Annotated in this window: 11 protein-coding genes; 3 read left to right on the top strand and 8 right to left on the bottom strand. The window is 60.4% G+C overall.

What is annotated here, in order from left to right:
• Positions 1 to 110 precede the first annotated feature (110 nt).
• Positions 111 to 2,129, bottom strand: a complete 2,019-nt coding sequence (locus ACORLH_RS16670; RefSeq protein ID WP_321829475.1) for a methyl-accepting chemotaxis protein — start codon at positions 2,127 to 2,129, stop codon at positions 111 to 113.
• A gap of 356 nt (positions 2,130 to 2,485) precedes the next feature.
• Positions 2,486 to 3,919 (bottom strand): DEAD/DEAH box helicase, encoded by a 1,434-nt coding sequence (locus ACORLH_RS16665; RefSeq protein WP_321829472.1) that lies wholly within the window; start codon positions 3,917 to 3,919, stop codon positions 2,486 to 2,488.
• A 416-nt stretch (positions 3,920 to 4,335) separates the two neighbouring features.
• On the opposite strand from ACORLH_RS16665, the gene ACORLH_RS16660 reads away from it, so the two are divergent.
• Together ACORLH_RS16660 and ACORLH_RS16655 are read left to right on the top strand one after the other, a co-directional pair.
• Positions 4,336 to 5,628 carry a sulfite oxidase gene (locus tag ACORLH_RS16660; protein WP_321829470.1) on the top strand — a complete coding sequence of 431 codons (1,293 nt, stop codon included), beginning with the start codon at positions 4,336 to 4,338 and terminating at the stop codon, positions 5,626 to 5,628.
• A 92-nt stretch (positions 5,629 to 5,720) separates the two neighbouring features.
• Positions 5,721 to 6,437 carry a cytochrome c family protein gene (locus tag ACORLH_RS16655; RefSeq protein ID WP_321829468.1) on the top strand — a complete coding sequence of 239 codons (717 nt, stop codon included), beginning with the start codon at positions 5,721 to 5,723 and terminating at the stop codon, positions 6,435 to 6,437.
• A 136-nt stretch (positions 6,438 to 6,573) separates the two neighbouring features.
• On the opposite strand, the gene ACORLH_RS16650 is transcribed toward ACORLH_RS16655, so the two are convergent.
• Positions 6,574 to 7,665, bottom strand: coding sequence for an NAD(P)/FAD-dependent oxidoreductase (locus ACORLH_RS16650; protein ID WP_321829466.1), 1,092 nt, complete (start codon positions 7,663 to 7,665; stop codon positions 6,574 to 6,576).
• Between the two features lie 143 nt (positions 7,666 to 7,808).
• Here ACORLH_RS16650 and ACORLH_RS16645 point away from each other — a divergent pair, with 143 nt between their 5' ends.
• Positions 7,809 to 8,237 (top strand): MarR family winged helix-turn-helix transcriptional regulator, encoded by a 429-nt coding sequence (locus ACORLH_RS16645; RefSeq protein WP_321829464.1) that lies wholly within the window; start codon positions 7,809 to 7,811, stop codon positions 8,235 to 8,237.
• A 16-nt stretch (positions 8,238 to 8,253) separates the two neighbouring features.
• Here ACORLH_RS16645 and ACORLH_RS16640 read toward each other — a convergent pair whose 3' ends face one another.
• The 5 genes from ACORLH_RS16640 to ACORLH_RS16620 all read right to left on the bottom strand — a co-directional run bounded on the left by ACORLH_RS16640 (position 8,254) and on the right by ACORLH_RS16620 (position 12,130).
• Positions 8,254 to 9,036 (bottom strand): hypothetical protein, encoded by a 783-nt coding sequence (locus tag ACORLH_RS16640; protein ID WP_321829463.1) that lies wholly within the window; start codon positions 9,034 to 9,036, stop codon positions 8,254 to 8,256.
• Positions 9,033 to 9,563: an RNA polymerase sigma factor gene (locus ACORLH_RS16635; RefSeq protein WP_321829462.1), complete on the bottom strand. Its 531-nt coding sequence runs from the start codon at positions 9,561 to 9,563 to the stop codon at positions 9,033 to 9,035. Before ACORLH_RS16635 ends, ACORLH_RS16640 begins: the two co-directional genes overlap by 4 nt.
• Positions 9,564 to 9,689: 126 nt before the next feature.
• A complete protein-coding gene (dtd, locus tag ACORLH_RS16630) occupies positions 9,690 to 10,127 on the bottom strand; it encodes a D-aminoacyl-tRNA deacylase (protein ID WP_321829460.1) in 438 nt (145 codons plus the stop codon).
• 225 nt (positions 10,128 to 10,352) lie between these two features.
• Positions 10,353 to 11,024, bottom strand: coding sequence for a nitroreductase (locus ACORLH_RS16625; RefSeq protein WP_321829458.1), 672 nt, complete (start codon positions 11,022 to 11,024; stop codon positions 10,353 to 10,355).
• Entirely contained in the window at positions 11,024 to 12,130 is a 1,107-nt protein-coding gene (locus ACORLH_RS16620; protein ID WP_321829456.1) for a TFIIB-type zinc finger domain-containing protein, read from the bottom strand. The genes ACORLH_RS16625 and ACORLH_RS16620 overlap by 1 nt, the downstream gene beginning before the upstream one ends.
• Between the last annotated feature and the right edge of the window lie 42 nt (positions 12,131 to 12,172).

Below are 12,172 nucleotides of genomic sequence, written 5' to 3'. Positions count from 1 at the left end.
CATTGGGCATTTTGCGGCGGCGAAAAAATCTGATCGGGCGAAAATGACGCAGCCGAAAACACAAAGGGCGACGCCAAGCGCCGCCCTTTTTGATTCGCAATCTCTGTAGGTTAGAGGCGTTCGATCTTCTGCAGGAAGTCCTTGATCGCGGCATTGGTATTGGCCGCCGCATCATCGACCGAGAACATCTGGTTCATCACATCCGCCGCCGCTTTGGCCGCGATGGTGGAGCTTTCTTCCACACCGATGATGTTTTTCGAGACGTTATCAACCCGGTTCGACAGATCCGCCATCGAATTTGACATCTCCAGCGTCACGCCACCCTGCTGCTCGGCTGCAGAGGACATGTTTGAGGCCTGGTTCTGCACCGCCGCGACCGCGTCAGAGATTTCCTTGATCGCGACAACATTGGTTTCCACACCATCGGTCACCGCGTCGATCTCACGGCGGATTTCTACTGTGGATTCAGCAGTTTGCTCGGCCAGCTTGCGGACCTCTTCGGCTACCACGGCAAAGCCACGGCCAGCTTCGCCAGCGCGGGCGGCCTCGACCGCTGCGTTCAGCGCCAGCAGATCAGTCTGGGCCGTGATCCCATTGATGAACTTCACCACGTTGGAGATGCGCGCAGTGGCATCCTGCAGGTCCTGCAGGGTGGCCGTTGCCGTCTCGGCTTTGGTGTTGGCATCCTGGCTGAGGGTCGAGGTGCGGGTCACACCGCCTGCAATCTCCTGGATTGAGGCAGACATCTGCTCAACCGCCGACGCGGTGCCAGACACTTTGTCCGCCGCAGCGACGGAGTTTTCCTTGACCACAGCCCCCTGGGCGCTGGTCTGTTCCGCCATGGAGGCCATGGATTCCGCGGCTGCTTTCGACCGGTTTGCGGCCTCGGCCAGACTATCCATTGAAGACACCACAAGTTCCTGGAACTCATTGCCCAGACGGCGCACAGGACGCAGCAGGGAGGTGCCAAGCGCAAAGCCTGCGACGATGATCACCAGACCGATGATGCCAAACTTGTAGAAGGTTGCCTGAACCGCAGCATCAGCTTCGGCCAGTGCTTCAGAGGTGTCCACGCCGGTGACCATCACCCAGTCAAAGCCGGGAATGTCCAGCCGTCCGTATGAGGCAAAGCTTTCGGTGCCGACATGGTTTTCGCCACGGATGAAGCCACCTTCGCCAGCCAATGCCAGATCAATGGTTTCGCTGTCGACCTCGGACCCGACGTTCAGATCGGTGCTGAGGCGTGGGACGGCGCGCAGACGGTGGTTGTCACCCAGCAACAGCGATTCAGAGGATTCAAACCCCTTCACCTCGGTGTTGACGATGGCGTTGATCCGGTCGACAGGCGCCTGGAAGGCGATGATGCCTTTCAGCGTCTCCCCTTCCATCAGGGGCACCAGGACAAACCCGGCATCGGCGCCGTAAGAGGGCTCATAGGGTTCAAAATCAACCATCACGGTGCCGCGCTGACCGTTGTTGATGATCTCAGCCACGGCGCGGCCAAAACCCGACGATTTATAAGGGCCGGTCAGGAAAGAGGTGCCGTAGTCCAATTCTTTGAACACCGAATAGACGATCCGGCCGTCCTGCGCGTCCAAGAGGAAGATGTCGTAGAAGCCAAACTCATCAAGAGTGGAGGCGAAATAGGGGTGATACCAGGCGTGCAGGTTGGAATAGAGGCTGCCGTCGCCGGCATCATTCATCAGGTGTTTCTCACCGATGTTCTGTCCGTTGTCGCTGATGTAGAGCTGCTGCAGCTTGCGTGCGAGGGGATCCAGCTGTTGCCAGCGGGCCACGTCTTCGGCGGTGGCGCCGGGCGTGTTGTCACCCTGGTAGGCATAGCGCTGGGCCAGAGCGGCATTTGCGGGCTCATCTTCCATCCGGCGGTCCACATCTTTGGCGGCGGTTGCAAACTCCTGAGCGGAGTTGATGACCATCGGATTTTGCGCCATGGTTTCGGCCACGCTGACCACATTGGCAAAGTAATTTTCGATCGATTTTTTCTTCATCGCAAAGACGGTCTCGATCGAGCCGCGCGCGGCATCTTCGGACAGTTTGTAGATGCGCTGAATATCGACGTAGGTGATGACAGCCGCCGGTGCCAAACCAAGCACCAAAAGCGCCGCCATGATCTTCGTCCTGAACTTCATACCTGTGTACCTTTCACCGTAACAAATACCAAAGCGGCACCCGAAAGAGTGAGTGGTAGCGGGGGCAACTTTGGACGGAATGAGTGTAGTTCCGCGTTGAACAGAACGGAGCGCTTCTGTCACAGTTTAGGGCTAGAGCCTTAAAAAACTTAGAAAAATCCACTCTGGGGTGCAGGTGCGCAAAAAAATGGCAGGCTAGGTTGAATGTTAGGGCAAACGGTCAAAGCTTAGGCATGCACCGATTAAGACTTGTGCACATTTTGCAAACTTGGGTGTATCAATTGTAAAAAAACACCCCCTGGTTTCAGGAGGTGTTTTTGCTTTTTTTATCGGTGTTACACTTCTGCCGCTTTGCGCGGCCGCCGGCGGCGATTGCGGCGAGGTTTGTCGGCACCGGGCTGGCCGTTATTCTGGCCCCCATTTTGACCCCCGTTTTGGCCACCTTCTGCGCTGCGTCGGCCACCGTCACGGGCGGGTCGTCCACCCTGTGCGTTGCCACCGTTGCCACCCCGTGACCGGCCGTTGCCACGCCCGGAGGTACCGCTGTTGCCCTGACCGCCGCCTTGACTGCCACCACGGGCGCCACCGCGTCCTCCACGGCGACGGTTGCCGCCGGATTTCTTCGGCTCCTCACTGGGCAGGAACGGTGTGCCTGAGGCGACCGGGATCTCCAGCTTCATCACCTTTTGAATGTCGCGCAGCAGTTCAGCTTCATCCGCGGTGCAAAAGGCAATCGCTTCGCCTTCGCGGCCAGCACGGGCGGTGCGGCCGATGCGGTGCACATAGTTGTCGGGCGTGTCAGGCAGATCATAGTTGATCACATAGGCAACGCCGGGAATGTCGATGCCGCGGGCGGCCACATCGGTGGCAACCAGCACGTTGATGCTGCCTTCGCGGAAGCCTTTGATGGCGCGGTCACGCTGGTTCTGGCTTTTGTTGCCGTGGATTGAGGCCGCGTTGAAGCCATCGCGTACCAGCGATTTCATCAGCTTCTCCGCGCCCCATTTGGTGCGGGCAAAGACCAGTGTCAGCGCATCAAGGTCCTTGGACAGGATTTCGCGCAGCATTCGGGGTTTGGCATCGCGGTCCAGGAAATGCACCGACTGTTTGACCTTATCCGCCGCTTTGCCCGGGGGCGACACCTGCACCCGGCGTGGGTTGGCCAGGTAAGCCTTGGACAGCTCTTCCATCTGTTTGGGCATGGTGGCCGAAAACAGCATGGTCTGGCGCGGGGTGCCCAGCTTGGGGGCGATTTTGCGCAGCGCATGGATGAAGCCCATGTCCAGCATCTGATCGGCCTCATCCAGCACCAGATGTTTGGTCTGGGACAGATCCACGGCGCCGCGGTCCATCAGGTCGATCAGACGGCCGGGGGTCGCGACCAGAATATCGGTGCCGCGGTTCAAAACGGCGATCTGGCGGTTGATCGATTGGCCGCCGACCACGGTGCGCACATGGATAGGCGTATGATTGGCCAGCATGTTCAGGTTGTCAGCGATCTGGTTCACCAGTTCCCGGGTTGGCGCCAGCACCAGCGCTTTGGCGGTTTTTGAAGCAGGTTTGCCCGGTTCGGTCAGCAGCTGCTCCATCAGGGGCAGGCCAAAGGCCAGGGTTTTTCCGGTACCGGTCTGGGCAAGGCCCAGAATGTCGTGACCTTCCAGTGCCAGCGGGATCGCCTGGTTCTGGATTGGGGTCGGGGTCTTCAGCCCGGCTTTGCCAAGGGCCTTGTTCAGCGCTGGGCTAAGGCCCAGCATGTCGAAATCAAACAATTCATGTCCTTTCACGCATGAGCCGGCAGGCCCACACGGGGGAGGCCGCACAGCGTGCGGCGCAGGAGGTTTCCGCCAGACACAGACCCCCAAGGGGGGCTCGGTTGGCGTCTAGAACCCTGCGTGATGGGGAACTGGAGGGGTAGGGCGCTGGGGCCTCGTCTTCGGGCCCGGCTGGTCACGCGACAGCGCAGCGCTGGCGGTGCATATGATCCCTGTCCGGTCGGAAGTCAAGCCGCGGCCGCGTTTGGGGCAATAAATATTGGCTGATTTGCTGTTTTGGCGGCTGCCTGCGGGAAAAAATGCAGGCCAAAGTCAGATTTTTTGCCGCCCCCGTGGAATAAACCGGCGGGGTCACCCGTTTCTCCCATGCAGTTTTGCACGAATGACAGTGAACACGCCATTGGGAGGGAATAATGGCAGACAAAGCAAACAAGGACGTCCACAGCTTCTTTGCAGAGGACCCCGAGAAAGCCGACAAAGCGTTTTTTGGCCGTGTGGCCAATCCGGATCGCCGTGGGTTTCTGAAGAAGACCGGCCTGGCCACCATGGCCGCGATGGTCGGCACCTCGATCCCGTTTCACCGCAACATGCCGATTGGCTTTGTGCCTGCCGCGATGGCCTCTGAGGATGTGCTGGTCGGCAAAGATGGTCTGACCCTGCTGAACGATCGCCCGGTAAACGCCGAAACCCCGCCGCATCTGCTGGATGACGCAATCACCCCGACCAACCGTCACTTTGTGCGCAACAACGGGATCCCGCCCGAAGATGTGGACCCCGCCACCTGGACCGTGACAATTGACGGGTTTGTGGACACGCCGATGACCTTCACCATTGCTGAGCTGAAAGAACAGTTCGAAGTGGTGACCAAAGCGCTGACACTGGAATGTGGCGGCAACGGCCGTGGTTTCTTTAACCCGCCCGCCAAGGGCAACCAGTGGACCTATGGCGCTGTGGCCTGTTCCGAATGGACCGGTGTGCGCCTGAAGGACGTGCTGGAAAAGGTCGGCGTGAAGCCCGAAGCGGTCTATACCGCGCATTATTCGGCGGACACTCACCTGTCCGGCGATCCCGAGAAGCTGCCGATTTCGCGTGGCATGCCGATCTCCAAGGCGATGACCGATGAAATCCTGATCGCGTTTGAAATGAACGGTGCCGCGCTACATCCGCTGAACGGCGCACCGCTGCGTCTGGTGGTGCCGGGCTGGCCTGCCTCGACCGCACAGAAATGGCTGACCCGGATTGAACTGCGCGACATCGTGCATGACGGCCCGAAAATGACCGGCAAAGCCTACCGTGTGCCGAACCGTCCGGTTGAACCGGGTGAGAAGGTGGACAAGAAAGACTTTGTCATCATCGAGCGTATGCCGGTGAAATCGCTGATCACCTTCCCTGAAAACGGGGCAGAGGTTGCCGGTCAGGCCACCCAGGTGCGCGGTCACGCATGGTCGGGCGATCGTTCGATCAGCAAGCTGGAAATTTCGATCGATTTCGGCACCACATGGGTCACCGCGGAACTGGACGATGCGGTCAACTCTGGTGCTTGGCAGAACTGGCGCTCTGACGTGACCTTCCCGCAGGCGGGTTACTATGAGGTCTGGGCGCGCGCGACCGACAGCGCGGGCGACATGCAGCCCTTTGCGATTGATTGGAACCCGAAAGGGTATCTGAACAACACCATGCACCGCGTGGGCCTGCGCGTCAGCTGATCCGCTGACCACATAACACACCACCAAAGGGCGTGGCGGCAGAGGTGCCGCCCGTCCCATCAAGGTACAATCCCAAGACTACAGGAGTCCTCATGCGACTGTCTTATCTGGCGGCCAGCATTGCTCTTTGCTGTGGCCTCGCCATGCCTGCCGCTGCGGCGGAACCGCTCACTGATCTGCTTGCCGTGGCTGACCTGAAAAAGGGTGAGAAGGTCTTTAAGAAATGCAAAGCCTGTCACACCGTGAAGGAAGGCGGCAAAAACAAATCCGGTCCTAACCTGTTCAACATTGTGGGCGCTGACGTGGCCGCGGTGGATGGGTTCCGCTATTCCAAAGGCCTGCAGAAATACGCCGGCAGCTGGACGCCCGAGCGGCTGGATGCCTTTCTGACCAAACCCAAGAAAGAGGTCAAAGGCACCAAGATGAGTTTTGCCGGTCTCAAAAAAGAGAAAGACCGCGCCAATCTGATTGCCTTTTTGAACCAGAACGCAGCCACGCCGATCGCCTTTGGCGCGGACGCAACCGCCGAGGCTGAGGCGGCACAAGATGCCGCAGCAGAAGAGCCGGAATTCGGCATTCTGGTCATGGACAAGGGCGCGGAAGAGACCTACTACGCCTGCTCTGCCTGCCATTCCGAAATGATCGTCGCCCAGCAGGGTCTGACGCGGGATGGCTGGATTGAGATGTTCGAATGGATGGTAGACGAACAGGGCATGAGTGAAATCGATGAACCCGATTACACGCTGATCCTGGATTATCTGTCCAAGAACTATGGCGAGGACCGTCCGAACTTCCCGGGGCGGAACTGATCTTGCCATATGTCCGGGGCCTGAGGGTATCTTAACTCTCCTCCCCAGGGGCGCTGCCTCGGCAGCCGCTCCGCAGATGCCCTCAAGGGCCCCGGACGCTTGGCACCTAGCAGCGCTGCGCGTCCGGAACGATTGATCAGGCGGCCAGTTTCAACGCTTTGCGGGTCATCCCCACCAGCATGTCACGGGCTTTGAACATGCGGATCAGCCAGCCGGTGGTGATCCGGCCGATGCCCGGCAGATGCGCGACACCGCCGTTGCGGCCCAGTGTGACCAACATGATGTCATTGCCGGTTTGCGCCTTGTAACGTGCTTTTGGTGCCTCGCCTTTCAGGGTGGCGCGGATGTTTTTGCTGGCCACTTTGATGTGGCTGTTTACATAAATCGCTTTCTTGGCTTCCTCCAAGGCGGCGATATCACCCAGGACATAGATGTCATCACGCCCCTGCATCCGCAGGAAGTCATCCACCGGAATGCGGCCTTCGCCGGTCAGCGCCTCTGACGGTAGGAAGCTGGTGTTGGGACGGCCCCCCACGGCCCAGAAAATCAGATCAAAGGGCAGCTCTTCCCCCGCGGCGGTTTTGGCCACGCCACCGGCCGGTGTTTCGCCAAAGGCGGGTTCGATGACGCGGTCGTTGAACCGTAGTGTGACGCCACCTTTCTGCAGGTGATCGCGCGCTGTGGCAGCCACTTTGCGGCTGGTGCCGGGCAGCAGCCCTGCGCTGGATTCAACCAATGTGATGTCTTTGCCGGGCATGTCTTGCAGGATCTCCCCCGCCAGTTCGACGCCAATTGCCCCGCCGCCGACAATCAGGATGCGCTGGGCTTGTTGCAGGGCTTCGGCAGTGTCTTGAAACTGCGCCATCCGACTGTCGCGATTGCCCGATTGGGCGCGGGTCAGTTCGGTAGCGTAGCGGCTGCCCGTCGCCAGGACGGAGACATCTGCGGTGACCTGCATCGCCTCGCCATTGGTCAGCTGGACCGTACCGGTGCCCTCCTCAAATCCGGTCAGCTGGCCCTGGATCAGCTGGGCCTTTGGCAGCGCTTCCGTCAGGGGAACAAGGGCGCGCTGGGCAAAGTCGGGTTCCACCAGATTGCGGGGCAGGGCCATTGGCACCTCATAATAGTCCAACGGGCTGACCAGGGTGACCGATGCCACCTCTTCCAACTCCTTGGCCAGTTTTACCCCAGCCTGTCCGCCGCCGTAGATCACCACCGATTTTGTCATCACGTGCTCCTGTTTCCTTAGATGCATGCCGGGCGCGCTCGCCCGCTGTTGCTGTTCAGATAGGGTAGCTGAAAATATACTTCAATATTATAATTATATTTTTGAATCTGGAAAATCTGCCTGCCACAGCCTATTTGGGGCCTATGACCCAATCGCTTGATCTGCCGCCAACCCTGTCTGTGCTGTTTCTGTTTCGACATATGTCGGATCAGGTGGGCGCGCGGATTTCTGCGATGCGGCCGGATCTGACGCCCAATGACATCAGCCTGTTGCTGCATCTGAATGCACCGCGGCGGATGAAAGAACTGGCGGAGATGATGACCTGCCTGCCCTCAAACGTGACACCGCTTGTGACCCGGGCTGAGGCGCGCGGATGGGTGCGCAAAGACCGCTCCGCCACGGATGCGCGGGCGGTGGATGTCACGCTGACCGAGGCTGGTCAAAACCTGCGGGCTGAGGTCATCGCCCTGATCAGCGCCGAGGTTCAGGCCGTCACCGGCCTGACAGAGGCGCAGGCGCTGCGGGTGCTGGAGGTCATGCAGGCTGAGGCGGCGAGCACAGCGGCGCAATAAGCTGCCTTTGGCCCGATCAGGCTGCGGTGCAGGGGGCGGCGCTGTCGGTTGCCATGACCATCGCCAGCACATCGGTGTTCTCATCCCCGCGCAGGGTCAGCCGGCGCAGATAATCGGCAATCGCATTGAAGCGGCGCAGGTCCATACCTGTTGCCACAATGGTGTAGCTGTGCTGTTCGGTGGCCCATTGCGCCGCGGTTGGCCCGGCTGGGCGGGTTGGCGCCACCGCTGCGGGGCTGGCCAGCAGGGTCAGGCGGCAATTGTTGCGGCCGGAGTAATGCATCACGCGCCGCGTCTCATCCAAGGCCTGCTGATCGACCAGAAACAGACTGGCCAGGCTCAGATCAGGTGCCCCCAGTCCTGAGGTGGCGCGCGCCGGCTGCACGGCATCATCCAAGGTGTAGCTTTGGGCGGTGAAGGCCGCATGCAGCGCTAGCAGGTCGGGCTGCGCTTTGGGGGCCTCCAGCAAGGGCGCCAGGAACAGCGCACCGGCCACCGCCGCCGCAATCGCAACGGCGCTAAAGCTTGCCACCGGATGCCAGAGCGGTTTCCAAGGCTGGTTCGCGGGCATGGCTGCCCCCGAAACTTTCGCCTGGGGATGGTCAGGCGCCTCGGCCGTGGCCAGCGCGGGTTTCAAACCAGACAGCGCGGTTGAGACGGCGCGGATCTCCTCCAGCGCGGCCTGCAGGGCCGGTTCGTTTGACAGACGCGCCTCAAGCGCCGCAGCCTCTTCGGCCGGCAACTCGCCATCGCTATAGGCGTTCAGCAGCTCCCAGTCGTGGTCTGCAATATCCATCATACGCCTTTGTCCTTCCGGCGGTTGTTCTGGCCTTCGTCAGCGCCCTGCGGTGCCTGATCCGCGCGCATGGCTTCGATCAAGGCGCGCCGGGCCCGGCTGATGCGGCTCATCACGGTGCCTGTGGGCACATTCATGACTTCCGCCGCTTCGGCATATTTCATTCCCATCACATCGACCAGAAACAACACCTCCCTCTGGGGTGCGGCTAATTGGTCAAAGGTCAGCCGAACAAGTATGTCATTCGCCGGATCGCTGCTTTGCGCCAGATCAACCAATAGACGTGTGTGACTGCGGGAATATTCCAACCGCACGCGTTTTTTACGCAGCTCATCAAAATTGAGATTGCGCAGCACCCGAAACATCCACGGCCGTAGGGCATCCAGCTGACTGGGGGGATTTTCGGCGCGCAGGCTGCGTTCAATGGCGTCCTGCACCAGATCATCTGCCTGATCCGGCGTCTCCGCGATGGAGCGCGCATAGGCCCGTAACTCAGGCAGCAGGATTTCAATCTGGGTAAGCGAGGCCATGGCCTCTTATGGCGGGGGGAGGCAGGGCTGTCAAAGACGCGCCAATGCCCCAAGGGGCCACAAGTCTGGGAAAGATGCCAAAAAGATACGCCCGCGTAGGGTTCTGGGTCTGGCGTGCTGCGCGCCTCAGGCTTCCATCCAGATGGTGACGGGCCCGTCGTTGAGCAGCTCAACCTTCATGTCCGCACCAAATTCGCCAGTTTCCACCGGCACGCCTTCGCTGGCGAGTTTGGCGGCAAAATACTCATAAAGCGCTTTGCCGTCTTCCGGGCTGGCGGCGGTCGAAAACCCGGGCCGGTTGCCACGAGAGGTGTCTGCCGCCAGCGTGAACTGGGACACCACAAGGGCCGAGCCGCCGATGTCCTTGACCGATTTGTTCATCTTGCCGGCCTCATCCTTAAAGATGCGCAGCTTTGAAATCTTGGCGGCCAGATGATCGGCCTGGGCTTCACTATCGCCCTGCATCGCACAGGTCAGGATCAACAGCCCCGGGCCAGATTGGCCGATTTTTTCACCCTCTACGGTGACTGAGGCATGGGAAATCCGTTGCAGCAATGCGCGCATGGGGCGGCTCCTTGGGTAAAATTGTGTTGGGCCGCATTGGCCGGATTTTTACGGTAAAAAGCAAGCCGATTTGAGGCGGATCAAAGTAGCATTGCGACGCGTCTGGCAAAATACCCAAGACAGCGGGGCGGATCGGGCATTGCCCTACCTCAACCCACTGTCTGGACGACGGGCGTCCTCACGCCGCCCGGAGGGGATAGTTAAGGAATTGACGGGGCCGAGGGGTCAGTCCCGCCATTCGACCACCTCGTCCAGCGCGGCCCGTTCTGTACGGAATGCGTTGGCGGGGTGGTCGCTATCTTCGTAGCCAAAGGAAATGGCACAAAGGATCAACCGGTTTTCAGGGATCTCAAAATGGCTGCGCAACAGCGGCGCATAGGCCGCTACGGCGGCCTGCGGGATCGATCCCACGCCCAGGGCCTCGGCGGCCAATGTGAAGGCGCTGACAAAGCCGCCGCAATCCATCGCGCCATAGGGCCCCAGATCCCGTTCCGAGGTGACAATCGCCACATGGGGCGCGCCAAACAGGCGGAAGTTTTCAGCCGATTGCGCGGCTGAGGCTGCGCGATCGCCTTTGGTGACGCCCACCGCCTCATATAGCTGCCAGCCGCAGGTGCGGCGGCGGTCCTGGTAGGCACCGGTATATTGTTTGGGCCAATCCATATCCGGGGCGGGCGTGCCACTCGCGGCCTCTGCCATCAGTTTCTGGCGGAACGCCTCGGTCGCTGCCGGTTCGGTCACAATCACCTGCCAGGGCTGGGCGTTGCACCAGCTGGGCACGCGGCCTGCCGCACGGATGATCCGCGCGATCACATCGCGCGGCACCGGGTCTGCGCGAAACCCCCGGCAACTGTGACGACGTGCCAAGAGGGTTTCCAGCGCTTCAATATCGCTCATCAGATCTTTCCTTCACTCACCGCCATCAGATAGCCAATGGCCCCGGCGACAGTCAGCCCGATCAGCACCGCAAATGCAATCTTCCAGCCCGACCAGGGCCGTTCGCCCTGCACCCGGCCGGTGCGCCCGTTGACCACAAAGCGATAGCTTTTGCCGCGATATTTATAGGCCGCCATCCAGACCGGCAGCAGCACATGTTTGAACGTGACGTCTTTCACATCGGTGTCGACGCGGTGGATCTTCTGCCGGTCACCGCCAATGTCAAAGCGCACATCACGCTCAATCACCCGGTCCATATGGGCGCGGGCCTGATCGAAACCTTCATCCAACTCGACGGTGTAAGCCTCGGCCCGGAACCCGGCGAGGAACTCTGGCCGGTAAGGTTCCAGGGCCGCCAGATCCCAAGGCTCCAGCGCGTCGGTGTATTTCTTCGGCAAGGCGCGCGACGCCAGCACCAGCACGTCATCAAAGAACCGCGCCACCCGGCCCGAGGCCGGGGTCCAGCGGATCTTCTGCACCCGCTCTTGCTTGGTTTCACCATCCCGGGTCACGGTGCGGGTTTCATAATAGATGGTGCCGCGCTGACCGCTGTAGCGGCTCTTGGTGTCGGCATCAAAGGTCCAATAGGGCACATAGATGCCCTCCATCTTGCGGCCCTTGCGCGCATAGTCCTGCAGCCCGTTGGGCGCGAACCACAGTTTGCCCAACCAGCTGGTCATCGCCTCACGCGCTTGCTTTTCCTCCAGCGCAAAGGGCAGCACGCCTTTGGGCTTGATATGGCGATGGGTGCCGGTGCCTGTCACCACCGGGGTGGCACAGAACGGGCATTCCGCGGCGTGGGTGGCCTCGGCCATTTCCACCTGCGCCCCGCAATTGGGGCATTTGCTGACGCGGGTCTCTTCAATCTCCTGGCTGGGCAGCAGGTTGTTCAGCGCCTGTTTGAAATCCAGCTCTTTCAAGCCGCCCTCCCAGGGGCCGGCCTGGGTGACTTCGCCCTCATTGCCGCAGTGGTCGCAGATCAGCTGCCCCTTCTGCGGATCAAAGCGGAAATCTGCGCCACAGAGATCGCAGGGGAAACGGTGTTCGGAAATGGCTGTTTCAGTCATAAAATCACGGACCCATACTTTGGTTGGTAAGCCTTCCAAACT

The organism is Thalassovita sp. (assembly GCF_963691685.1).
Taxonomy (GTDB): Bacteria; Pseudomonadota; Alphaproteobacteria; order Rhodobacterales; family Rhodobacteraceae; genus Thalassobius.
Note: the sequence above shows the minus strand (reverse complement) of the source record. Positions and strands in the feature narration are given on the sequence as shown.